Origin of the sequence: Clostridium sp. J1101437_171009_A5 (genome assembly GCF_015547905.1) — a bacterium.
Classification (GTDB): Bacteria; Bacillota; Clostridia; order Oscillospirales; family Oscillospiraceae; genus Pseudoflavonifractor_A; species Pseudoflavonifractor_A gallinarum.
On record NZ_JADMVY010000001.1, the window covers coordinates 643822 to 666244 of the forward strand.

Annotated in this window: 21 protein-coding genes; 7 read left to right on the forward strand and 14 right to left on the reverse strand. The window is 61.8% G+C overall.

Features of this window, described 5'->3' with window-relative positions; translation table 11 throughout:
- Positions 1–97: 97 nt before the first annotated feature.
- The 5 genes from recD2 to I2C21_RS03310 form a co-directional block, all read right to left on the reverse strand.
- Complete coding sequence (gene recD2 / locus I2C21_RS03290) at positions 98–2314, reverse strand: SF1B family DNA helicase RecD2 (protein ID WP_195278468.1); 2217 nt, start codon at positions 2312–2314, stop codon at positions 98–100.
- 35 nt (positions 2315–2349) lie between these two features.
- Positions 2350–2694 carry a hypothetical protein gene (locus tag I2C21_RS03295; protein ID WP_195278469.1) on the reverse strand — a complete coding sequence of 115 codons (345 nt, stop codon included), beginning with the start codon at positions 2692–2694 and terminating at the stop codon, positions 2350–2352.
- 45 nt (positions 2695–2739) lie between these two features.
- Positions 2740–3219, reverse strand: coding sequence for a COG2426 family protein (locus I2C21_RS03300; RefSeq protein WP_101694026.1), 480 nt, complete (start codon positions 3217–3219; stop codon positions 2740–2742).
- 187 nt (positions 3220–3406) lie between these two features.
- On the reverse strand, positions 3407–4813 hold the full coding sequence (locus I2C21_RS03305; RefSeq protein WP_195278470.1) for a copper amine oxidase N-terminal domain-containing protein: 1407 nt from the start codon (positions 4811–4813) through the stop codon (positions 3407–3409).
- A 113-nt stretch (positions 4814–4926) separates the two neighbouring features.
- Positions 4927–5148, reverse strand: a complete 222-nt coding sequence (locus tag I2C21_RS03310; protein WP_186962931.1) for a hypothetical protein — start codon at positions 5146–5148, stop codon at positions 4927–4929.
- A 103-nt stretch (positions 5149–5251) separates the two neighbouring features.
- Between I2C21_RS03310 and I2C21_RS03315 the strand changes: the two genes are divergently transcribed.
- Complete coding sequence (locus I2C21_RS03315) at positions 5252–5482, forward strand: hypothetical protein (RefSeq protein ID WP_101693881.1); 231 nt, start codon at positions 5252–5254, stop codon at positions 5480–5482.
- On the opposite strand, the gene uvrA is transcribed toward I2C21_RS03315, so the two are convergent.
- The 6 genes from uvrA to pyrE form a co-directional block, all read right to left on the reverse strand.
- The gene (gene uvrA, locus I2C21_RS03320) at positions 5479–8307 is read right to left on the reverse strand and encodes an excinuclease ABC subunit UvrA (protein WP_195278471.1); all 2829 of its coding nucleotides are present in this window, start codon (positions 8305–8307) and stop codon (positions 5479–5481) included. The two genes, I2C21_RS03315 and uvrA, sit on opposite strands and share 4 nt — an antisense overlap.
- Before the next feature lie 38 nt (positions 8308–8345).
- Positions 8346–9110, reverse strand: a complete 765-nt coding sequence (locus tag I2C21_RS03325; RefSeq protein ID WP_195278472.1) for a hypothetical protein — start codon at positions 9108–9110, stop codon at positions 8346–8348.
- A 15-nt stretch (positions 9111–9125) separates the two neighbouring features.
- Positions 9126–9398 (reverse strand): hypothetical protein, encoded by a 273-nt coding sequence (locus I2C21_RS03330; RefSeq protein ID WP_101693884.1) that lies wholly within the window; start codon positions 9396–9398, stop codon positions 9126–9128.
- Positions 9399–9437: 39 nt separating this feature from the next.
- The gene (gene uvrB, locus I2C21_RS03335) at positions 9438–11405 is read right to left on the reverse strand and encodes an excinuclease ABC subunit UvrB (RefSeq protein ID WP_193536186.1); all 1968 of its coding nucleotides are present in this window, start codon (positions 11403–11405) and stop codon (positions 9438–9440) included.
- A gap of 132 nt (positions 11406–11537) precedes the next feature.
- A complete protein-coding gene (locus I2C21_RS03340) occupies positions 11538–12215 on the reverse strand; it encodes a JAB domain-containing protein (RefSeq protein ID WP_101693886.1) in 678 nt (225 codons plus the stop codon).
- 3 nt (positions 12216–12218) lie between these two features.
- A complete protein-coding gene (gene pyrE / locus I2C21_RS03345; RefSeq protein ID WP_101693887.1) occupies positions 12219–12893 on the reverse strand; it encodes an orotate phosphoribosyltransferase in 675 nt (224 codons plus the stop codon).
- 169 nt (positions 12894–13062) lie between these two features.
- Here pyrE and I2C21_RS03350 point away from each other — a divergent pair, with 169 nt between their 5' ends.
- Positions 13063–13368 carry a hypothetical protein gene (locus I2C21_RS03350; RefSeq protein WP_193536180.1) on the forward strand — a complete coding sequence of 102 codons (306 nt, stop codon included), beginning with the start codon at positions 13063–13065 and terminating at the stop codon, positions 13366–13368.
- A 73-nt stretch (positions 13369–13441) separates the two neighbouring features.
- Here I2C21_RS03350 and I2C21_RS03355 read toward each other — a convergent pair whose 3' ends face one another.
- On the reverse strand, positions 13442–14698 hold the full coding sequence (locus tag I2C21_RS03355) for a diaminopimelate decarboxylase (RefSeq protein ID WP_195278473.1): 1257 nt from the start codon (positions 14696–14698) through the stop codon (positions 13442–13444).
- Between the two features lie 226 nt (positions 14699–14924).
- On the opposite strand from I2C21_RS03355, the gene I2C21_RS03360 reads away from it, so the two are divergent.
- Positions 14925–15497: an ECF transporter S component gene (locus I2C21_RS03360; RefSeq protein WP_101693890.1), complete on the forward strand. Its 573-nt coding sequence runs from the start codon at positions 14925–14927 to the stop codon at positions 15495–15497.
- 49 nt (positions 15498–15546) lie between these two features.
- Here I2C21_RS03360 and I2C21_RS03365 read toward each other — a convergent pair whose 3' ends face one another.
- Positions 15547–16923 carry an MATE family efflux transporter gene (locus I2C21_RS03365; protein ID WP_101693891.1) on the reverse strand — a complete coding sequence of 459 codons (1377 nt, stop codon included), beginning with the start codon at positions 16921–16923 and terminating at the stop codon, positions 15547–15549.
- Between the two features lie 298 nt (positions 16924–17221).
- Here I2C21_RS03365 and I2C21_RS03370 point away from each other — a divergent pair, with 298 nt between their 5' ends.
- Positions 17222–18532: an MATE family efflux transporter gene (locus I2C21_RS03370; RefSeq protein ID WP_195278474.1), complete on the forward strand. Its 1311-nt coding sequence runs from the start codon at positions 17222–17224 to the stop codon at positions 18530–18532.
- Between the two features lie 236 nt (positions 18533–18768).
- Positions 18769–19197: an Hsp20/alpha crystallin family protein gene (locus tag I2C21_RS03375; protein WP_101693893.1), complete on the forward strand. Its 429-nt coding sequence runs from the start codon at positions 18769–18771 to the stop codon at positions 19195–19197.
- Between the two features lie 21 nt (positions 19198–19218).
- Here the strand turns inward: I2C21_RS03375 and I2C21_RS03380 are convergent, their stop codons facing one another.
- On the reverse strand, positions 19219–19434 hold the full coding sequence (locus tag I2C21_RS03380; RefSeq protein WP_193536174.1) for a hypothetical protein: 216 nt from the start codon (positions 19432–19434) through the stop codon (positions 19219–19221).
- 94 nt (positions 19435–19528) lie between these two features.
- Here I2C21_RS03380 and I2C21_RS03385 point away from each other — a divergent pair, with 94 nt between their 5' ends.
- Together I2C21_RS03385 and clpB are read left to right on the forward strand one after the other, a co-directional pair.
- Positions 19529–19723: a helix-turn-helix domain-containing protein gene (locus I2C21_RS03385; protein WP_101693895.1), complete on the forward strand. Its 195-nt coding sequence runs from the start codon at positions 19529–19531 to the stop codon at positions 19721–19723.
- Positions 19724–19767: 44 nt separating this feature from the next.
- Positions 19768–22395: an ATP-dependent chaperone ClpB gene (gene clpB / locus I2C21_RS03390; protein WP_101693896.1), complete on the forward strand. Its 2628-nt coding sequence runs from the start codon at positions 19768–19770 to the stop codon at positions 22393–22395.
- The last annotated feature ends 28 nt before the right edge of the window (positions 22396–22423 follow it).

Consider the following 22423-nt stretch of genomic DNA (forward strand, 5'->3'; position numbering starts at 1 on the left):
TACTGCACGCATTCTATCTTTATAGTATGCAAATGAACGCAAATTATTTTATAATGCGTGCAATTGCACGCACAAAATAGTTTTGGGTATCCGTTTCCTATCCATTATTCTGGGCCAGACGCCAGCGCAGGCCGGAATAGCGCCGCTGCTGACGGTTGTTGGCGGTCATCTGGGCCACCGCCTCCTCGTCCCCCACCAGCACCAGCAGCTCTCTGGCCCGGGTGATGGCGGTGTAGAGCACCCCCCGGGTGAGCAGGAGCGGCGTGGCCTTGCTCACCGCCAGGATCACCGCCCGGTACTCGCTGCCCTGGGCCTTGTGGACGGTGACGGCATAGGCGGGCTCCAGCTCCCCCAGCATATCGGGGGAATACTCCACGATGCGGCCTTCAAAATCCACCGTGATGAGCTCGTTGCGGTTGTCCACCTCCAGAATCTGTCCGATGTCCCCGTTGAACACCCCCATGCCGGAGGTGAGGGAATCCCGGTCCTTCCACATCAGGTCGTAATTGTTGCGCACCTGCATGACCCGGTCTCCCTCCCGGAAGATATACTCCCCGAAGCGCCGCTCGCCCTTGCCGGGGACAGCCGGGTTGATGGCCTCCTGAATGGCCCGGTTGAGGGAGGCCGTCCCCGCCACCGTCTTGCGGGTGGGACAGAGCACCTGGATCTGCTCGGGCGGGATACCCATGTTCTCGGGCAGACGGTGGGAGATCAGCTCCACCACCGTGTCGGCCAGCCGGGCAGGCTCCTTCCGGCGCAGAAAGAAAAAGTCGGAGCTCCGGTTGCGCAGGTCGGGGAGCTCCCCCCGGTTGACCCCGTGGGCGTTCATGACGATGCCGCTCTGGGCGGCCTGCCGGAAGATCTCGGTGAGGCGCACCGTGGGGATGGCCCCGCTGCGGATGAGGTCGGAGAAGAGGTTTCCCGGCCCCACGCTGGGCAGCTGGTCCGGGTCTCCCACCAGCACCAGGCGGCAGTCGCTCCGCAGGGCGGAGAGCAGCGCCCGCATAAGGGCGATGTCCACCATGGAGGTCTCATCCACGATGACGGCGTCAGCCCGCAGGGGTTCGCTCTCGTCGTGGGCAAAGACCAGCCGCCCGGTGCCGGGATCGAACTGGGTCTCCAGCAGGCGGTGGATGGTGGCCGCCTCCACCCCGCACAGGTCCCCCAGGCGCTTGGCCGCCCGGCCGGTGGGGGCGGCCAGGGCGGTCTCCAGCCCCAGGGCGTCAAAGAGGGCCAGCACTCCCCGCAGGGAGGTGGTCTTTCCGGTGCCCGGGCCGCCGGTGAGGAGCATCACCTGCCGCCGGGCCGCCAGAAGCACCGCCTCCCGCTGCTGGGGGGCATATGTAATGCCCTGTTCCCGCTGGATCTGCTCCAAAATCTCCTCCAGACCGTCGGGGGGCAGCAGCTCCTGCCAGGCCATCTCGGTCATCCGGGCCGAGACATACTCCTCCGCCTCCTGGAGCTCGGCGAGGTAGCAGGCGGTCTCCCCGGCCACCTCCTCCTGCACCACCTCACCCCGCTCGAGGAGGGCCTCCAGCCCGTCCTCCAGGCTCTCGGCCTCCACCCCGATGAGCTGGGCAGTGGCCAGGAGCAGCTTTTTCCGGGGCAGAAAGGTGTGCCCGTTCATCAGATTGTGGGAGAGCTCGAAGAGGAGCCCGGCCTCGATGCGCTGGGGGTCCTCCCCGTCCATGCCCATCTCCAGGGCCAGCTGGTCGGCCACGGCAAACTCCACCCCCAGCTCCTCGTCCACCAGCAGGTAGGGGTTGCCCCGGATGACCTCCAGGGCCCGGTCCCCGTACCGCCGGTAGAGGGGCATGGCCAGCTGGAGGGCCACGCCGTGCTCCCCCAGGAAGTCCAGCAGGCGGCGCATCCCCATCTGGAGCCGGAAGGCCTCCCCCATGGCGAGTGCCCGCTTGCGGGTGATCCCCTTGATCTGGGTCAGGCGCTCGGGCTGCTCCTCCAGGACCGTGAGGGCGTCCTCTCCGAACTCCTCCACCATGCGCCGGGCGGTGGCTGCGCCGATGCCCTTGACCGCGCCGGAGGCCAGATACTCGAAGATGGCCTTCTCCCCGGCGGGCAGGCGGCGCTGGATGACCTCGGCCTTGAACTGCTCGCCGTAGGAGGCGTGGCGCATCCACCGGCCCTGGACCGAGAGACTCTCTCCCGGGGCGATGGCGGGCATACAGCCCACCACGGTGATGCCGCCCTGCTCTCCGGCGTCGACCCGGAGGACCGTATATCCATTTTCTTCATTCTGGTAGATGACCGCATCCACCGTCCCCTCGATCAGGAGCTGTTCTTCCACCTGTTCCACCGGAATCACCCTTTTGTCTCAATCTCATCGGCCGCTCACGGCTGGCGGAGGTATTCCCCCAGCCGCTCCAGCGGACAGAGCACCATTCCTCCCTGCTCTCCCATCAGAGCAAGGGCCACCGCGCGGCCCTGGGGCGTGAGTCCCGCGTCGGCGATGATGATGGTAAACCGGGCGGCCTGCCCACCCCGGAGCCAGCACAGGCCCCGCACATCGTGCTCCAGCGTCTCGGCCTCTCCCTGGACGGGCAGCACCGCGTAGACTGCCCCGCCCCCTGCTCCGCCGCTCACCGGCAGGAGCAGCTTGCCGAAGCACAGCCATGCCAGAGCCAAAAGTCCCGTGGCGGCCAGAAGGGCCACCATCGCCTGCAGAAAAGATTCCATTCCCGCTCACCTCCAGAGCATCCTATGCGGAAATGGAAAAATGGTTCAGATCATGGTCATCTTCACCACATACGTGAGGAAGGTCACCAAAAATCCCGCGATGAACACCCCGGCGGTCATGGCGGGCATGGCCTTGCGCAGGGGCATGTTCAGGAAAGCGGCGGCCAGCGCGCCGGTCCACCCGCCGGTCCCCGGCAGGGGAATGGCCACAAAGATCATCAAACCCAGATATTTGTACCGGGTCACCTTCCGGCCCTTCAGGTGGGCCTTTTTCTCCATTTTGTCCACCAGGGCGTTGAGCCGCGGCATATGACGGCGCATCCACTGAAAGATCCGCCGGATATAGACCACGATAAAGGGGAGCGGGAGCAGATTGCCCACCACACTGGCCACAAAGGCCACCCAGGGATTCAGTCCCAGGGCCACGCCGAAGGGGATGCCGCCCCGCAGTTCGATGATGGGCAGCATGGACACCAGCATGGTAAAGACCACCTCACCCGCCTGGTTCCCGGTAAGCCACGACATAAGATCCAATCTTAAAATCCTCCGATTCATTCGTTTGAAACCGGATCTGTCCGGTTTCTATCTCTATGATTGTAACATATTCGGTCAAAAGAAAACAGAACTGTTTTCCCACCGCATGTGCAAAAGGCCCCCCGCCGAAGCGGGGGGCCGCAGCGTATTGAAACAGGTCAGAGTCGCTCCGATCCCGTTAGGGCATGACCGTCATTCCCATATCCAGGTGCGTGGCGGTGACGCCGGCGGGCAGACCGGTCTCAGGCTCCTTGTCGGTGGGCTTGTAGCCCAGGTCCATCTGGAGGGTCAGGTTCATCATACCGGGCAGATCCATCTTCATGTCGATGGTGCTCTTGGTGCTGTCGGCATAGATCTTAGCGGTGGTGGACAGATTCACGCCCTCGGCGCTGGCCGCGACCGCCATGTCCACCTGCATGGAGACGATCTCCCCATCCCGCTCGGTAAGCACGGTGGTGTAGGTGATGTTTTCCACGCCGCCCTCATTCAGGGTGTAGGTGGCCTTGTAGGTATCGCCGTCCTTTTTGAGGGCGCCGTCGCTGAAGAGCTTCACATAGCTGTCCGCGCTCATGGTCAGCATGGAATAGGCGGTGTCACGGTCGCTGAGAGGCATGGACGCCAGGGTGGAGCGCAGGGTGTCCTCCAGGCTGAAGTCCTTGTACAGGCCCATCAGCTGGGACAGGTCCATGCCGCTCATCTGGAAGAGGTTGTTCAGATCCATGGAGTACCAGCCGCTGCCGCCGTTCTGCTGCGCCAGGATGGGGGCGTAGATGTAGTACATGCCGGTCTCCAGATCCATGCGCAGTTCCAGCTCGGTCTTGGCCAGGGAATTTTTCAGCTCGGCCAGCTGCTCCGCAGCCATGGCGGCGGGGTCAGAGGCGATCAGGGTAGCCAGGTCGGAGAGGTCCATCTCCATGGCCAGCTGGGCGGCGGTCATGCTGCTCACGCCGGTGACGGTGCCGTCCACCTTCATTTCCACGTCCTTCTCGGTCCCGGTGAGGCTGGAATCCATGGTCAGCCCCATGGAGAAGGTGCCGTCGGTGGCCTGGTTCTGCTCCGCCTGCTTCTCATAGAGATTGGAGATATACTGGTCCATCTTGGTAAAGGTGGCATCCCCCAGGAGCTTATCCACATCCACGATCAGGATGGTCTGGTCGTCCTGATCCCAGCCCACGTTGCAGCCGAAGGCCTCGGCGGCAAAGCGGACGGGCACATAGGTCCGCCAGGTGGCGCTGTCCACATAGGGCGCCACATCCATGGAAATGGTGGAGGTCTTATCCCCCTGCGTGAGGGTGGCGGTGGAAGAACCGATGGTCATATGCAGGGTGGTGTCCCCCCGGACGGCGGTGATCTCCTTTCCCTCACTGGTCACCTGAACGCCCATGGCCTCAAAGACGGCCCGGAAAGGCAGGAAGGTGCGTCCGCTCTTGGCCACAGGGGCGGCGTCGGTGAAGGCCACATTCTGGCCGTCCAGCTGGACGGCGATGCCGGCGGTGTTCTCCGCGGCGAGGGCGGGGACGGCCAGGGTGGCCGCAAGAGCCGCAGCGCTGCCCACCGCGCCCAGACGTTTACAGATTCGATTCATACAGAAACCTCCTTTTCCAGCGCCGGTGGGAATCCCGGCACTTTTCCATAGCACCATGTTACACCATCCACCCGGTGAAATGTCAATGCAAAAGATACCTTTTTAAGGAAAGTTTAAGAATTCTCTTTCGTTTTTCCGCCGGGAAAAATGCCGTCCAGCGTCAGGTCCAGCCCCAGCTCCTTCCCCAGCAGATCGCACACCAGCCGGGACACCGATACCCCCCGGGCCGCGGCGGCGGCTTTGATGGTCTCCCGGTACTGTGCAGGCACAGAAACAGAGAAGGTATAGTAATTCTTCTGGCGATATTTATTTACTGCATTTTGAGAAGTTGCCACACCTTCGTCCTCCAGTCAAAAAATCAATCGCAATATTTTGTCTCAAATTATCCATATTGACATTATCGTTGAATATGCTAAAATATTTTTCGAGGTGATTTCAATGGAAGAATTTCTGCCCTGGCTCTACACCCGCTACATCTACCCCTACCAGGAGGAGCACGTTCTGGGGAGCGGCTATGAGATGGAGCTCTCCCTTCTGGAGTCCAACCTGGTCCCGGAGGACCGGAGGAACTATGCCAAGAGCCGGGAGTTTTTCTCCCTTCAGGCCTTTTTGCTGGGTCTGCGCACCGGCCTGGGTCTGGCCGAGAGTTTCCGATCGGACCCGGATTAACCCTCTAGCATCCGTTTCAGGTACCGTCCCGTGTAGGAGGCCGGGCAGTCCGCCACCTCCTCCGGGGTGCCGGTCACAACGACAGTTCCGCCGCCGTCGCCGCCCTCGGGCCCCAGGTCGATCACATGGTCGGCCGTCTTGATCACGTCCAGGTTGTGCTCGATGACCACCACCGTGTTGCCCACATCCACCAGCTTCTGGAGCACCTCGATGAGCTTGTGCACATCGGCGGTGTGGAGGCCCGTGGTGGGCTCGTCCAGGATATAGATGGTCTTCCCGGTGGAACGTTTGGCAAGCTCGGTGGCCAGCTTCACCCGCTGGGCCTCGCCGCCCGAGAGGGTGGTGGAGGGCTGGCCCAGCTTCACGTAGCCCAGTCCCACCTCGTAGAGGGTCTGGATCTTGTTGTAGAGGCGGGGCAGGTTCTCAAAGAAACCCAGCGCTTCCTCCACCGTCATCTCCAGCACCTCGTGGATGTTCTTGCCCTTGTACTTCACTTCCAGGGTCTCCCGGTTGTACCGCTTGCCCTTGCAGACCTCGCAGGGCACATAGATGTCGGGGAGGAAGTGCATCTCGATCTTGATGAGGCCGTCTCCGGAGCAGGCCTCGCACCGGCCGCCCCGCACGTTGAAGGAGAACCGCCCCGGGCCATAGCCCCGGGCCTTGGCGTCCTGGGTGGAGGCAAAGAGCTCCCGGATATCGTTGAAGAGTCCGGTATAGGTGGCCGGGTTGGAGCGGGGCGTGCGCCCGATGGGGGACTGGTCGATGTCGATGACCTTGTCCAAAAACTCCTCCCCCTCGATGCCCGCGTGCTTGCCCGGCCGGGTCTTGGCCCGGTTCAGGTCGGCCGCCAGGCGCTTGTAGAGGATCTCATTGACCAGGGAGGATTTGCCCGAGCCGGACACACCGGTGACACAGGTAAAGGTACCCAGGGGGATGGAGACATCCACATTTTGCAGGTTGTTCTCGGCCGCCCCCCGGACGGTGAGGAACTGTCCGCTGCCCGCTCGCCGCTGGGCGGGGACCGGGATCTTCTTCCGGCCCGAGAGGTAGTCTCCGGTGATGGAGCCGGGGGTGTTCATGACCTCTTCCGCGGTGCCCGCCGCCACCACCTGTCCGCCGTGGACCCCGGCCCCGGGGCCGATGTCCACGATGTAGTCGGCCGCGCGCATGGTGTCCTCGTCGTGCTCCACCACCAAAAGGGTGTTGCCCAGGTCCCGCAGGCGCTTCATGGTGGCCAGCAGCATGTCGTTGTCCCGCTGGTGCAATCCGATGGAGGGCTCGTCCAGAATGTAGAGCACCCCCATCAGGGAGGAGCCGATCTGGGTGGCCAGGCGGATGCGCTGGCTCTCGCCGCCCGAAAGGGTGGCCGCCGAGCGGGAGAGGGTCAGGTACTGGAGGCCCACACTCTGGAGGAAGCCCAGGCGGGACTTGATCTCCTTCAGAATCCGCGCGGCAATGCGCATTTTCTGCTCGCTCAGCTCCAGGTGCTCCACAAAGTCCAGGGCGTCGGTCACCGACTTGCGGCAGAAGGTGTCGATGTCGATGCCCCCCACCGTGACAGCCAGTGCCTCCTTCCGCAGGCGGCGTCCGCCGCAGTCGGGACAGGGCCGGTCGCTCATGCACTCCTCCAGATCCCGCCGGGCCGCGTCCGACTGGGTCTCCTGATAGCGCCGCTCCAGATTGTTGCAGATGCCCTCAAAGGCCTGCATGAGGGTGCCCTTACCGTTCTCCCGCTCATAGGTGAGCTTGAGCTTCTCCCCCTTCGTGCCGTAGAGGATGACGTCCAGCACCTCGGGGGGCAGATCCTTCACCGGGGTGGAGAGTTTGAATTTGTACTGCTTGGCCAGGGCGTCAAAGTACATCCGGGAGATGCCGTCCCCCTTGATGTTGTTCCAGCCGCTGGCCGTGATGGCCCCCTCCAGGATGGAGAGGTCCTTGTTGGGGATGATGAGGTCCGGGTCCACCTTCCGCTGAGAGCCCAGGCCCGTACAGGTGGGACAGGCCCCGTAGGGGTTGTTGAAGGAGAACATCCGGGGCGAGAGCTCCTCGATGGAGATGCCGCAGTCCTCACAGGCGTAGTTCTGGGAGAAGAGGATGTCCCGGTCCTCCCCCACCACGTTGATGACCACCAGTCCCCCCGCCAGATTGGAGGCCACCTCCACACTGTCGGTGAGGCGGCGGGCGATGTCGCTCTTGATGACCAGGCGGTCCACCACGATCTCGATGGAGTGCTTCTTGTTCTTGTCCAGCTCGATGGTCTCGCTCAGATCATAGAGGGAACCGTCCACCCGGCAGCGGACATAGCCCGACTTGCGGGCGTCCTCCAGCAGCTTCTGGTGGGTGCCCTTCTTCCCCCGCACCACAGGGGCCATGACCTGGATGCGGGTGGCCTCGGGCAGCGTGAGGACCTGGTCGATGATCTGGTCGATGGTCTGCTGCATGATCTCCTTGCCGCACTTGGGGCAGTGGGGCGTGCCCACCCGGGCCCACAGGAGGCGCAGGTAGTCGTAGATCTCGGTCACCGTGCCCACCGTGGAGCGGGGGTTTTTCGAGGTGGTCTTCTGGTCGATGGAGATGGCGGGGGAGAGTCCGTCGATGTAGTCCACATCGGGCTTCTCCATCTGCCCCAAAAACATCCGGGCATAGGAGGAGAGGGACTCCACATACCGCCGCTGTCCCTCGGCGTAGATGGTGTCAAAGGCCAGGGAGGACTTGCCGCTGCCCGAGAGGCCGGTGAGCACCACCAGCTTGTCCCGGGGGATGTCCACGTCGATGTTTTTCAGGTTGTTTTCCCGTGCGCCTTTGACAAAAATATGGTCGAGCATAGTGTTTGCTTCTCCTTTGTTCGTTGCGAAAAATAGTGCTACGCTGAGCCGGACAGTCCCATCATATATCCAATCAGAGCTACAATGGTCAGCACCACCCAGCTGAAGCCCCGGCTGAACAGCTCCCACTCGGAGGGCTCCGCCCGTTCCGGGTGGCGGATGGACCACCGCAGATTCCAGCGGAAGAGCTCATCGGCAAAGAGGATGGCGACGGCATTGATGACCACCACCAGGGTCCCCAGGAAATATCCCTCTCCATGCACCCGGCTGCGGACCGAGGGCCCCTCCAGCAGCAGGCTGATGGCCCGGGTGATGGACAGGCCATCTTCATAGGTCTGCCGGCTTCCAACTAAGCCGTAGGCCGTCCCATTAGCAATTATTTCCAGTCTATTCGGCTTGGTGCCGTCCTCATTCACCAGATAGAATCCGTCCAAGCCGTAGCCGCCTCGGAATAGGATCTCCCCATCCAGGCGGAGCTCCACCCCGGTCACACGCCCCATGGTCTCCGACGGGGGAATGGCGGTAGGGTCCTCGGTCAAGGTATAGGGGCCGTACTCCACATCTCCCCAGCGGTAGAAGAGGGCACCCGATGGAGTGAAGGTGAGCTCCACCGTTTTTCCGTCCAGCGTGCCGGTATAAACGGTGTCCTCTCCCCGCTCCGCCTGGCGGAGGAATTCCCCCTGGAAGTCAATCCCCCGCTGCATCCCCAGAACCGGATAGAGAATGGTGAAGAGCACCAGCAGCCCGGCCTGAATGCACAGCATGATCCGCGGGAATGGGGTAAGGGCTCTCCAACGGTTCATCCCCGCTCCCCCCTCTCAGGACCGCCCGGTTCCCCGGGGACGGCGGCGCTGCCGGGGCTGGCGGCCCATCCACAGCCGCAGGCCCAGACCCACGGCAAAGAGAATCGCTCCCACCACGGCATTGACCTGTCCGGCCCGCATCCAGCCCAGTGCGGCGGCCTGTTCTTCCACCGAGGCGCCCGCGCCCGGGTCCCCTGAGAGCACCGCCGCAAACAGGATGCCCAACAGCAGGAGAAGAATACCAGAGAAGATCGCGGTGGTACAGAGGAATTCCATTCTCTTTTTCATACAAACACGCCCTTTCTCGTTCGGTCGGTGTGATCGGTGTCAGGACTGCCCCCGCAGTTCGATGATCCGGTCCCGCAGGACGGCAGCGTACTCGAATTCCAGCCGCTGAGAGGCCTCCTTCATCTCCTTTTCCAGCTTCTTGATGGCGGCCTCCCGCTCGCTTCGGGTCATCTTGCCCGCGTGCTTGGCCTCCCGGTCCTTCTTCTCCTCCTCCGAGAGGCGGATGAGCTCCCGCACCGACTTGATGACGGTCTTGGGCACGATGCCGTGTGCCTGATTGAAGGCGTCCTGCTTGGCCCGTCTCCGCTCGGTCTCGTCGATGGCCCGGCGCATGGAGGGGGTAATCGTGTCGGCATACATGACCACCAGGCCATCGGCGTTGCGGGCCGCCCGGCCAATGGTCTGGATGAGGGAGGTCTCGGAGCGTAGGAAGCCCTCCTTGTCCGCGTCCAGGATGGCCACCAGACTCACCTCGGGCAGGTCCAGCCCCTCCCGCAGCAGGTTGATGCCCACCAGCACGTCGAAGGTCCCCAGGCGCAGGTCCCGGATGATCTCCATGCGCTCCATGGTGTCGATGTCGTGGTGCATATAGCGCACCTTGATGCCCGCTCCCTGGAGATAGGTGGTCAGATCCTCCGCCATCTTCTTGGTGAGGGTGGTGACCAGCACCCGCTCCTTTCGCTCGGTGCGCTCGTTGATCTCGCCGATGAGGTCGTCGATCTGTCCCTCCACCGGCCGGACCTCGATCCGGGGATCCAGAAGTCCCGTGGGCCGGATGACCTGCTCCACGATCTGGCCGGAGCGGGTGCGCTCATACTCCCCGGGCGTGGCCGAGACATAGATGACTTGGTTTACTCTCTGTTCAAATTCCTCAAATTTCAACGGGCGGTTATCAAATGCACAGGGCAGGCGGAAACCGTAGTCCACCAGCGTGGTCTTACGGGCCCGGTCTCCGTTGTACATGGCCCGCACCTGGGGGAGGGTCACATGGCTCTCGTCGATGAAGAGGACAAAGTCCTTGGGAAAATAGTCCAGCAGGGTATGGGGCGGGGACCCCACCGGCCGCCCCTCGATGACCCGGGAGTAGTTCTCGATACCGGAGCAGTATCCCAGCTCCTGCATCATCTCGATGTCATAGAGCACCCGCTGCTTGAGGCGCTGGGCCTCCACCAGCTGCTCGTTGTCCTGGAAGAACTTGAGCCGCTCCTCCAGCTCCCGGTAGATCTCCCCGATGGCGGCATCCATCTTCTCCTTCGGGGTGACATAGTGGGTGGCGGGCCAGATGGGGATGTGATTCAGGTTCCGGATGACGGCCCCGGTGACCACATTGATCTCGCTGATGCGGTCGATCTCGTCCCCAAAGAACTCCACCCGGATGGCGGTGTCCTTCCAGTAGGCCGGGAAGATCTCCACGGTATCCCCCCGCACCCGGAACATATTGCGCTCAAAGGCGATGTCGTTGCGCTCATATCGGATCTCCACCAGACGCCGGAGGAGCTCGTCCCGCTCCAGGGTGCTGCCCACCCGTAGGGAGACCATCATCTTGGCGAAATCCTCCGGCTCGCCCAGGCCGTAGATGCAGGAAACCGAGGAGACCACGATCACGTCCCGCCGCTCCAGCAGGGCGCAGGTGGCCGAGAGGCGCAGGCGGTCAATCTCATCATTGGTGGCGGCATCCTTCTCAATATAGGTGTCGGTATGGGGGATATAGGCCTCCGGCTGGTAGTAGTCGTAGTAGGAGACAAAATACTCCACCGCGTTGTGGGGAAAAAACTCCCGGAACTCGGCGCAGAGCTGGGCGGCCAGGGTCTTGTTGTGGGCCAGGACCAGGGTGGGGCGCTGGATGCGCTCAATGGTCTTGGCCATGGTGAAGGTCTTGCCCGAGCCCGTGACTCCCAGCAGGGTCTGCTCCTGCAAGCCCATCTCCACGCCCCGGGCCAGGGCCTCGATGGCCTCCGGCTGATCGCCCGCGGGCCGGTATTCCGATACCACCTGAAAATCAGGCATGTCTCCTCCTCCTTGCTCTTGTGATCTGCCGGGTGTTCTCCCCCGGAAAAAGGGCGCGGGGCGACGTGCATCCACATCCCCCCGCGGTCGCCGCACGTCCATTGTATCAGAACGCACGTTCTAATTCAAGTGTCAGATGACGGCAAAAAAGCCGCTGTCCCGCAGGGATACTGCGTCATCATCGGTAAAGATGATGTGGTCCACCAGCTCCACCCCCAGCCGGGCCAGCAGTTCCGCCAGCTGCCGGGTGGTGAGCTTGTCCTCCGTCGAGGGAAAGGCCAGGCCGGAGACATGGTTGTGGGCCAGAATCAGCCCCGTGGCATTGAGGGCCAGCGCGGCCTCTGCAATGCGGCGGCTGGTGACCTCCACAGCGTTCACATTGCCCTCCCCCACCGGCCGCACACCCAGCGCCTTGCGCTTGCCGTCCATGCACAGCACGCACACGCGCTCATTCCTGGCCCCGAAGAAGTAGGGCCGCAGCAGAGCGCAGGCCGTCCGCGTGTCCTCCACGATCCCGTCCAGACTGGCCCGGGAGGTGAGATAGCGGCCGGAAAGCTCCTTGACGCATTTGAGGAGCACAGCGGCGTGCTCTCCCACTCCTTTGACCTTCTCCAACTCCTCCGGCGCGGCGTCCAGTACCCCCGAGAGGGAACCGAAACGCTCGATCAGGTCGTGGGCCAGCGGATTGGTGTCGCTCCGGGGATTGGCATAGAAGAGGAGCAGTTCCAGCGCCTTGTGGTCGGGGAAGGACTCCGGCCGTGCCAGAAATTCGCGTTTCAGCCGCTGCCGGTGTCCGTCGTGGATCCCCATGGATTACGCCCGGGGGCCGTACTCCGCCAGATAGGCCTCCATGCGGGCCTTCATGGCGTCGTCAATGTAGACCTTGCCGTCGATCTCCCGGTTGTGCAGGAAGGCAATGATCTCCCGCACGGTGACGATGGGATAGACCGCGATGCCATGGTCCTGGCGCAGCTCATCCAGAGTAGAGCAGTCCTTGGTGCCCCGCTCCATGCGGTCCACCGAGACGATGAGGGCCTTCATGTTCACCTTGGCCACGTGCTTGAAAAGCTCGATGGACTCCCGCACGGCGGTACCGGCGGTGACCACGTCCTCCACGATGACTACGTCGTCCCCGTCCTGGGGCTTGTAGCCCACCATGGAGCCGCCCTCGCCGTGGTCCTTGACCTCCTTGCGGTTGAAGCAGTAGGGCAGATCCCGGTCATAATTGCGGTACAGGGAGGAAGCGGCGGCTACGGCCAGCGGGATACCCTTGTAGGCGGGCCCGAAGAGGCAGGTCACGCCCTCGGGCAGGTTCTCCTGGATGCAGGCGGCGTAGTAGTCGCCCAGCTTGGCGGCCTGAGCGCCGGTCTTGTAGTTGCCGGTGTTGATGAAATAGGGGGTCTTGCGGCCGGACTTGGTGGTGAAGTCGCCGAAGGTCAGCACGCCGGAGCGCACCATGAAGGTGATAAATTCTTCCTTGTAAGTCATAACTCTCTTCTCTCCTTCAATCGGTTGCTGTAAAGTCGTATTATTATACCATTTTCGGGCCATTCTTACAAGTCCGGGCCCCCTCTTTCCCGCTCCAAGGGTAGACAATTCCCTGTTTCCGGCATTATAATATCTCCAATCCAGTTTTTATGTGAAAAGGAGTGTCTCCATGCTGCCCTTTGTCCTGGGTTTTGTCCTGCTGGCGGCTTGCTTTGCCGCCCTGTGTGCCCTTCAAAGCGTCCTGTCCGCGCTCCCCAGCCGGTGGCCGGGGCTCATCCTGCCCGTCCTCTCCCTCCTCTTTTCTCTGGGCGTGGCCGGGGTACTGATCGCCCAGTCCTCCGCCGGCGGTGAGGCAGGAGCCCAGCTTCTCCTCATGGGCCTGCTGGGCTTCTGCTCGGTCAACATCATCACCGTGATCTTCCTGGCGGTTTACTTCGGAAAGCGGCAGGAGCGCAAAGACTCCCGCCGTTCCTGAGTTCTCTTTCCGGAATGGGAAAAGCCGCCCTCCGTCCTCTGCCGGTGCAGCAGGGACGGAGGGCGGCTTTTGCTCACCACACCACGGTGGCGAAATAGTCCTCCGGCGTCTCAGCCCGGCGGATCAGCTCCGTAGAGCCGTCCTCCCGCAGGAGGATCTCCGCCGAGCGCAGGCGGCCGTTGTAGTTGTAGCCCATCGCGTGTCCGTGGGCGCCGGTGTCGTGGATGACCAGCAGGTCCCCCATGTCGATCCGGGGCAGAGCGCGGTCCACAGCAAACTTGTCGTTGTTCTCGCACAGGCAGCCGGTCACATCATAGATATGGTCGCAGGGGGCGTCCTCCTTCCCCATGACGGTGATGTGGTGATAGGCCCCGTACATGGCCGGGCGCATCAGATCAGCGGCGCAGGCGTCCACCCCGATGTACTCCTTGTAGGTGTGCTTTTCGTGGATGGCCCGGGTCACCAGGCAGCCGTAGGGGGCCAGCATGAATCGGCCCAGCTCGGTGAAGATGGCCACATCCCCCATCCCGGCCGGCACCAGAATGGACTCATACTGTCTGCGCACCCCCTCGCCGATGGCAAAGATGTCGTTGGCGGTCTGCTCCGGGCGGTAGGGCACGCCCACGCCGCCCGAGAGGTTGATGAAGCGGATGTGGCATCCGGTCTCCCGCTTCAGGTCGGCGGCCAGCTGGAAGAGGATACCTGCCAGGGTGGGATAGTACTCGTTGGACAGGGTGTTGGAGGCCAGGAAAGAGTGGATACCGAAGTACTTCACCCCCAGCTCCTTCAGCCGGCGGAAGCCCTCGAAGAGCTGCTCCCGGGTAAAGCCGTACTTGGCGTCACCCGGGTTATCCATGACCTGGAACCCCTCCTTGGAGGCCCCGATGGAGAACACGCCCCCCGGATTGAACCGGCAGCTGACCGTCTCGGGCAGGGTGCCCAGGGTCTCCTTCAGGCAGTCGATATGGGTAATATCGTCCAGATTGATGGTGGCTCCCAGGCGGTAAGCCATGGAAAACTCCTCCGGCGGAGTATCGTTGGAGGAGAACATGATCTCCTCTCCCCCAAAGCCGCAGCGCTCGGACATCATCAGCTCGGTCAGAGAGGAGCAATCCACACCGCACCCCTCCTCCCGCAGGAGCTTGAGAATGGCGGGCGTCGGCGTGGCCTTGACGGCAAAATACTCCCGGAATCCGGGATTCCAGGAAAAAGCCGCCTTCAGCCGGCGGGCATTTTCTCGGATGCCCCGCTCATCATAGAGATGAAAGGGCGTGGGATACTGCGCGGCAATGTTCTGGAGCTGCTCCTGGGTGACAAAGGGCTTCTTCATTGTGGACTCACCTGATTTCTTTGGAATAAAAAATTCTGTCGCTTTATCTTACTAAATCGACAGGCCTGTGTCAATGGAGTCCGCCTGTTTCAGCATTTTTTCTTTTCATCCTTCCCTCGTCAAGCATCGCCGGAGAACCTCTCCACGACTCTGGGCTGCTTGCATCCCGGAGCCCGGCGCGCTATAATGAGGGACATGTCTGTTATCTTGATTGGAGTGTCTGCTTATGAAGATCTCTACCCGCTCCCGCTTTACCACCCATAAAATCGTGCTGATCGGCCTCATGTCCGCCCTGGTGCTCATCTTCTCCGGCTTCCGCATCCTGATCCCCATCTCGGTGGACAACGCCGCCATCCAGCTGGGCAACATCATGTGCGTCCTCTCCGGCCTGCTGCTGGGCCCCGTGGGCGGCCTCTCCTGCGCCATCGGTTCCGCCCTCTACGACCTGACCAACCCGATGTACGCCCCCGAGGCCTGGATCACCTTTATCAACAAATTTTTCATCGGCTTTTTCACCGGTCTGATCGCCCATTGGCATGGACGCAAAAGCCTCTCTTTCCGCTGGAACCTGTCCGGCGCCATTGTGGGCTCCCTGGTCTATGTGGTCCTCTATTTCTGCAAGAGCTGGCTCATGGGCGCCTTTGTGTTCAGCCTCTCCCCCGGCTCGCCCATGCTGATCTTCCTGGCTACCAAGTGTCTGACCTCTACCATCAACGCCATTCTGGCCGTGGCGGTAGCCGTCCCCCTGTGGGAGATGATCCGCCCTCCGCTTCTTCGTGCCGGCGTGATGATGCCCTGAACGTGCAACAGCCCGGAGCGTCTTTGAAAGACTCTCCGGGCTGTTTGATTTATATGACACGCCGCTCTCCGCCATGGGTGCACTCCAGGAGCACCTGGGGGAAGCCCCGCACAAAGAGGATCGTGGTCACAGTGGCCGCCACCAGATCGGCAATGGGCTCCGAGAAGAAGGTGGCCTCCGCCCCAAAGAAATAGGGCAGCAGCAGGAGGCCCGCCAAAAAGACGCTCTTGCGGAACAGGGAGCAGAACAGCGCCCGCCGCACCCGGCCCAGGGCCGTGGTCTCGTCCACCAGCGGATACTGTACCGCCAGAGGGATGATCATACAGGTGAACATCTTGATGTAGCGCACCGACCGGGCGGCGATCTCTCCGTCTGAGGTAAAGAGGCGCACAAAGAGCGGAGAGACCGTATAGGTGACCACCATCATCACACCGCAGAAGATCAGGCACAGGATCACGATGGTCTGAATGGCCTTTTTGATCCGCTCGGGGGCACCCGCCCCGAAGTTGAAGCTGACCACCGGCTGGGTCCCCAGGGTCATTCCGCCCATGGGCATGGTGATGAGGAGCAGATAGCTCTGCACAATGGTGGCGCAGGTCACCAGCGTATCACCCAGCCCCGGCCCGCCATAGCGCTGGAGGACCGTGTTGAGGATGATGAGCAGCACACTGTCGGTGGCGATGATCAGGAAGGGGGACAGTCCAAAGACCAGCACCCGCCGCATGATGGCCCCGTCAAAGCCGCCCCACCCCAGGCGTACCGGCATGCGTTTGCGCAGCAGAGCCCCCAGCACAAAGGCACAGGAGGCCATCTGGGAGATCACGGTGGCCAGTGCCGCACCGGCCACATCCATTTTCAGGCCAAAGATAAAGATGGGGTCCAGAATGATGTTGAGCACCGCGCCCAGCATCACGGTGGCCATGCCCAGCCCGGAAAATCCCTGGCAGATGAGGAAGTTGTTCATGCCGTTGGCCATCAGGGCAAAAAAGGTTCCCGCCGTATAGATGGTCATATAGGTGTTGGCATAGGGGAAGGTGATCTCACTGGCGCCAAACCACATGAGCAGATGGTCCTTGGCCAGCAGGAAGCTCACCGTCAGCACCAGGGACAGAACCAGCAGCATGAGAAAGCAGTTGTTCAGGATGCGCCGGGCCTCTTCTTTCCGGCCCTCTCCCATGCGCATGGCCATGATGGGGCTGCCTCCCAGTCCTACCAGACTGGCAAAAGAACTGAGCAGGGTCACGATGGGTCCGCATACACCCACCCCTGCCAGTGCCAGTCCCCCGATGTCGGGGATATTTCCGATATACATCCGGTCCACGATGCTGTAAAGCACGTTGACCAGCTGGGCCAGCATCGTGGGAATGGCCAGGCGAAGCACCAGCTTCCCTACCGGGTCACGTCCCAAGTCGTTGGTCCGTCTCATACTCTCCTTCTCCTTTCTCTAAATGTGGTACATATGGGGAATAGTATAGTCTTTTTTCCGGAGAGCGTAAAGAGTCAAACCCAACGCAAATACCACAAAAAAGTCTTGACGTTTGGGATTCCATCTGGTATCTTGGACAGCGTCAAGTCAATCCTCGCTCCAGCGCATCACCGGATGTCTGGAGACCGAGTGCCTGTACATATCCCGTAGGTCTTTGAAGGGATATGCCGCAGGCGCTTTTTTTGTGTCCGGGATACTCCCTCCCGGTCCGATTCCTCTGAACAAAGGATGTGCCGCCATGAGACAATCTGCTCTGTACCGAGAATTCACCACCTATGTGACCCTCAATATTCTGGGTTCCCTGAGCCTCTCATGTTATATTCTGGCCGATACCTTTTTTGTGGCCAGCCGTCTGGGGGCCGACGGACTCACCGCCCTCAATCTGGCCATCTCTGTCTTCGGGCTTCTCAACGGTCTGGGCATGATGCTGGGGATCGGCGGCGGCGCGCGCTACTCCATCTTTCAGGCCCAGGGCATGGAGCGGGAGGCCAACCGCACCTTTACCATCGCCTTTCTGACCGGCGCGGGTCTTGGACTGTTCTTTGCCCTGTGCGGACTGTTCTTTGCCCGCCCGCTGGCCGCGCTGCTGGGGGCCGAGGGACATATTCTGCCCATGTGCGCCACCTATCTGCGCACCGCGCTCTCCTTTGCGCCCTTCTTCATCCTCAACCAGGTCATGACCGCCTTTGTGCGCAACGACGGCAACCCCAAGCTGGCCATGGCGGCCATGCTCACCGGCAGCCTGACCAACATCGTGCTGGACTATGTGTTCCTCTATCCCCTGGATATGGGGATCTTCGGTGCGGCCTTTGCCACCGGCGTGGCCCCGGTGGTGGGTCTGCTCCTCTCCTCCCTCCACATTCTCACCGGGCGCAGCCGCTTCCGCCTGGTCCGTGAGCCCATGCGCCCCCGCCATCTTTTCTCCCTCTCCGCGCTGGGCGGCGCGGCCTTCCTCAACGAGTGCTCCACCAGTGTGGTGCTCGTGGTCTTTAATCTCCTGATCCTCCACCTGGCCGGAAACCTGGGGGTGGCCGCGTACAGCATCGTGGCCAATCTGGCCTTCGTCATGCTGGGTATCTTCAACGGTATCTCCAACGGAACCCAGCCCCTGGTCAGCCAGGCCTGCGGCCGGGGGGACCTGCCCCGGCAGCGCACCCTCTACCGCATGGCCCTGATCCTGGCCACCGTGTTCGGCGTGGGAATCACCGCGCTGGGTCTCTTTGCCGCCCCGCCCCTGGTGGCCCTCTTCAACTCCGCCGGGGACCCGGCCCTCCAGTCCCTGGCCGAGGGCGGGATGCACCTGTACTTCCTCGGATTCCTCTTTGTGGGCTTCAACCTTATCACCGCATCCTATCTGGGCGCCACGGAGCGGCCCCTCCCCTCCTCCCTTCTCTCCTTTTTCCGGGGCTTTGTGGGGATCGTGGTGCTGGCCCTCTGCTTCGGCCTGCTCTTCGGACTGACCGGCGTATGGCTGGCCTTCCCCGCCGCCGAGCTGCTGACCGCCCTGGCCGGTGCGGCCGTCAAGCGCCGGGAATTCCTTCGGATCTAGAATTAGCACTCTTAACGCCAGAGTGCTAAGTTTACAATTTAGACATAATTTATTGTATATTTGTTCATAAACTCGCTCTATACTAGAGGCAACAAAACGAGGTGAGAAGGCAAACCGGTGTTCTCCGGACCTCCTCACAGCGGCTCAGACCAGAGAGAAAACCGCTGAAATAGCAGTCCTTTTCTTTCATTGCTAATCTCTGTTCTCCGCCGTAAATCTGAAAGGAGACCTTCATTATGTTTGGTATGCTTCCGTTTGAGCGCACAAATGACAACTTTTTCGACACCTTTGATAATTTCCAGCGCAAATTCTTCGGGGAGAGCGGCGCCAATATGCCCGCCTTCCGCACCGACATTCGGGACGCCGGCGAGCACTTTATTTTAGAATGCGAGCTGCCCGGCTTCCGCAAAGAGGACATCCGACTGGATCTGAAGGATGGCATCCTCACCATCGCTGCCCAGCGCAGCGAGAGTGAGGAGGACAAGGCGCAGAAGGGCCAGTACATCCGGCGGGAGCGCCGCTACGGCACCTTCTCCCGCAGCTTTGACGTGACCGGCATCGACGAGAGCGGCATCACCGCCGCCTATAAGGACGGCATCTTGGAGCTCCGGCTCCCCAAGGCCCGCCCCGTTGTGCCCGAGGCCAAGCGCATCGCCATCGACTAAACCTCGCAGACGGGGAGCCGGTCAGTCCACACTGGCCGGCTCCTCTTCCGTTTTCAGCGCGGGGGTCCAGTGGGGGCAGACCTCGCCCGGCTGGGGATGGGGCATTCCCCGTCGGCCGCAGTGCCCATACCAGAGGGGGTGAAAGCGTTCGCCCCGTCCCAGCACGAAGTGCTGGTGGTAATATTTGCACGTCCCACATACCTCCGCCTCCACCATGTAGTAACGCGTGGTTTTCATATTTATCACCTCATTTATTATTCTACTATTTTTTGATAGTAGAATCAACCCTATCAAATGATAGTAGCATATAATGCAGATGAGGTGACGCTTCATGTATCTACCACGTCTGCGAGAATTGCGCGAAGATTTTGATTTGACCCAACGCCAGGTAGCCGAAGTGCTCGGGATTGACCAACGGGTGTATAGCACATACGAAACCGGAAAGCGGGAATTGCCCCTGCGCCATCTGGCTGTACTGGCTGACTACTATCATGTTACCACCGATTATCTATTGGGGCGGGAATGACCCCAATGGAACACCGTTTCTTTTGAAAGGATGTGAACTGCGTTATGAACGCTCAGAAATATACCCAGAAATCCCTGGAGGCCATCCAGAACGCCCAGGCCATCTGCACCGAATACGCCAATCAGCAGATCGAGCAGCCCCATATCCTGCTCGCCCTTCTGCTGGCCGAAAACGGTCTGATCCCCCAGCTGCTCACCCACATGGGCCTGACTGTCCCCTCTCTCACCGCCGCGGTCAAGGCCGAGGTGGAAAAGCTGCCCCGTGTCACCGGCTCCGGCCGGGAGCAGGGCAAGGTCTATGTGGCCCAGGACGTGGACCAGGCTCTCAATAGCGCCGAGTCCATCGCCGCCTCCATGAAAGATGAATATGTCTCGGTGGAGCATCTGCTCCTGGCGCTGGCGGAGCACCCCAACGCCGCTCTGAAGGAGCTTTTCCGCATTTACAACGTGACCAAGGAGGGGATCCTGCAGGCCCTCTCGGCCGTCCGCGGCAACCAGCGCGTCACCTCGGACAACCCGGAGGAGACCTACGACGCCCTGAAGAAATACGGCTCCGACCTGGTGGAGCGGGCCCGGCAGAACAAGCTGGACCCGGTCATCGGCCGGGATGACGAGATCCGCAACGTGATCCGCATCCTCTCCCGCAAGAGCAAGAACAACCCCGTCCTCATCGGCGAGCCCGGCGTAGGCAAAACTGCCATCGCCGAGGGGCTGGCCCAGCGGATCGTAAAGGGCGATGTGCCCACCTCTCTGAAGGATAAGACCATCTTCGCTCTGGACATGGGCTCCCTCATCGCCGGCGCCAAGTACCGCGGCGAGTTTGAGGAGCGGCTCAAGGCCGTCCTCAACGAGGTCAAGAAGAGCGAGGGACGCATCATCCTCTTCATCGATGAGCTCCACACCATCGTGGGCGCCGGCAAGACCGAGGGCGCCATGGACGCGGGCAACCTGCTCAAGCCCCTGCTGGCCCGGGGTGAGCTCCACTGCATCGGCGCAACCACCCTCAACGAGTACCGCCAGTATATCGAGAAGGACGCCGCTCTGGAGCGCCGCTTCCAGCCCGTACTGGTCAACGAGCCCACGGTGGAGGACACCATCGCCATCCTCCGCGGCCTGAAGGAGCGCTACGAGGTCTTCCACGGCGTGAAGATCCAGGACGGCGCCATCATCGCCGCCGCCACCCTCTCCAACCGCTATATCACCGACCGCTTCCTCCCCGACAAGGCCATCGACCTCATCGACGAGGCCTGCGCCATGATCCGCACCGAGATCGACTCCATGCCCACCGAGCTGGATGTGATCCAGCGCAAGATCATCCAGCACGAGATCGAGGAGGCCGCCCTCAAGAAGGAGGATGACGCTCTCTCCCGGGAACATCTGGAGGAGATCCAGAAGGAACTGGCCGAGATGCGGGACGAGTTCAATGCGAAAAAGGCCCAGTGGGAGAACGAAAAGAACGCCATCGGTAAGGTCCAGCAGCTCCGGGCCGAGCTGGAGGAGGCCAACGCCCAGCTGGAGAAGGCCCAGCGGGAGTATGACCTGGAGAAGGCCGCTCAGCTCCAGTACGGCCGCATCCCCGAGCTCCGCCGTGCCCTCGAGGCCGAGGAGGCCGTGGCTCAGCAGGGCCGGGAGGCCTCCCTTCTGCGGGACAAGGTCACAGAGGAAGAGATCGCCCGCATCATCGAGCGCTGGACCGGTATCCCGGTCAGCAAGCTCATGGAGGGCGAGCGGGAGAAGCTCCTCCACCTGGAGGACATCCTCCACCAGCGGGTGGTGGGACAGGACGAGGCCGTGCGTCTGGTCTCCGAGTCCATCCTGAGAAGCCGGGCCGGCATCGCCGATCCCAACCGTCCCATTGGCTCCTTCCTCTTCCTGGGCCCCACCGGCGTGGGTAAAACCGAGCTGGCCAAGACCCTGGCCGAGGCCCTCTTTGACAGCGAGAAGAACATGGTACGCATCGACATGAGCGAGTATATGGAGAAGTTCTCGGTCTCCCGCCTCATCGGTGCCCCTCCGGGATATGTGGGCTATGAGGAGGGCGGTCAGCTCACCGAGGCGGTGCGGCGTAAGCCCTACTCCGTCATCCTCTTCGATGAGGTGGAGAAGGCCCATCCCGACGTCTTCAACGTCCTGCTCCAGGTCCTGGACGACGGTCGCATTACGGACAGCCAGGGCCGCACCGTGGATTTCAAAAATACCATCATCATCCTCACCTCGAACCTGGGCTCCCAGTACCTGCTGGACGGCATCGGCTCCGACGGCGAGATCAATGAGACCGCCAAAGAGCAGGTCAACGAGCTGCTCAAGCGCTCCTTCCGGCCGGAGTTCCTCAACCGTCTGGACGAGATCGTGTTCTATAAGCCCCTCACCAAGGACAACATCACCCACATCATCGACCTGATGGTCCACGAGCTCAACGACCGTCTGCACGAGAAGCAGCTCTCCTGCACCCTCACCGACGCGGCCAAGCAGTTCATCATTGACGCCGCCTACGATCCCATCTACGGCGCCCGTCCCCTGCGTCGCTATCTCCAGCATACGGTGGAGACCCTCATCAGCCGCAAGATCATCGCCGACCAGGTCCTGCCCGGCGACACCCTCACGGTGGATGTCCGGGACGGCGCGCTGGAAGTGGACAGCAAAACCATCCTCACTGGCGAGATCGTATCCTAATATTTTCCTATTTGAAGCAAATACCCTC

Coding starts and splice junctions, on each gene's coding strand:
- I2C21_RS03295 (WP_195278469.1), bottom strand. CDS start 2,694: ATGGAATCTTTTCTGCAGGCGATGGTGGCCCTTCTGGCCGCCACGGGA.
- I2C21_RS03300 (WP_101694026.1), bottom strand. CDS start 3,219: ATGTCGTGGCTTACCGGGAACCAGGCGGGTGAGGTGGTCTTTACCATG.
- I2C21_RS03305 (WP_195278470.1), bottom strand. CDS start 4,813: ATGAATCGAATCTGTAAACGTCTGGGCGCGGTGGGCAGCGCTGCGGCT.
- I2C21_RS03315 (WP_101693881.1), top strand. CDS start 5,252: ATGGAAGAATTTCTGCCCTGGCTCTACACCCGCTACATCTACCCCTAC.
- uvrA (WP_195278471.1), bottom strand. CDS start 8,307: ATGCTCGACCATATTTTTGTCAAAGGCGCACGGGAAAACAACCTGAAA.
- I2C21_RS03325 (WP_195278472.1), bottom strand. CDS start 9,110: ATGAACCGTTGGAGAGCCCTTACCCCATTCCCGCGGATCATGCTGTGC.
- I2C21_RS03330 (WP_101693884.1), bottom strand. CDS start 9,398: ATGAAAAAGAGAATGGAATTCCTCTGTACCACCGCGATCTTCTCTGGT.
- uvrB (WP_193536186.1), bottom strand. CDS start 11,405: ATGCCTGATTTTCAGGTGGTATCGGAATACCGGCCCGCGGGCGATCAG.
- I2C21_RS03340 (WP_101693886.1), bottom strand. CDS start 12,215: ATGGGGATCCACGACGGACACCGGCAGCGGCTGAAACGCGAATTTCTG.
- pyrE (WP_101693887.1), bottom strand. CDS start 12,893: ATGACTTACAAGGAAGAATTTATCACCTTCATGGTGCGCTCCGGCGTG.
- I2C21_RS03350 (WP_193536180.1), top strand. CDS start 13,063: ATGCTGCCCTTTGTCCTGGGTTTTGTCCTGCTGGCGGCTTGCTTTGCC.
- I2C21_RS03355 (WP_195278473.1), bottom strand. CDS start 14,698: ATGAAGAAGCCCTTTGTCACCCAGGAGCAGCTCCAGAACATTGCCGCG.
- I2C21_RS03360 (WP_101693890.1), top strand. CDS start 14,925: ATGAAGATCTCTACCCGCTCCCGCTTTACCACCCATAAAATCGTGCTG.
- I2C21_RS03365 (WP_101693891.1), bottom strand. CDS start 16,923: ATGAGACGGACCAACGACTTGGGACGTGACCCGGTAGGGAAGCTGGTG.
- I2C21_RS03370 (WP_195278474.1), top strand. CDS start 17,222: ATGAGACAATCTGCTCTGTACCGAGAATTCACCACCTATGTGACCCTC.
- I2C21_RS03375 (WP_101693893.1), top strand. CDS start 18,769: ATGTTTGGTATGCTTCCGTTTGAGCGCACAAATGACAACTTTTTCGAC.
- I2C21_RS03380 (WP_193536174.1), bottom strand. CDS start 19,434: ATGAAAACCACGCGTTACTACATGGTGGAGGCGGAGGTATGTGGGACG.
- I2C21_RS03385 (WP_101693895.1), top strand. CDS start 19,529: ATGTATCTACCACGTCTGCGAGAATTGCGCGAAGATTTTGATTTGACC.
- clpB (WP_101693896.1), top strand. CDS start 19,768: ATGAACGCTCAGAAATATACCCAGAAATCCCTGGAGGCCATCCAGAAC.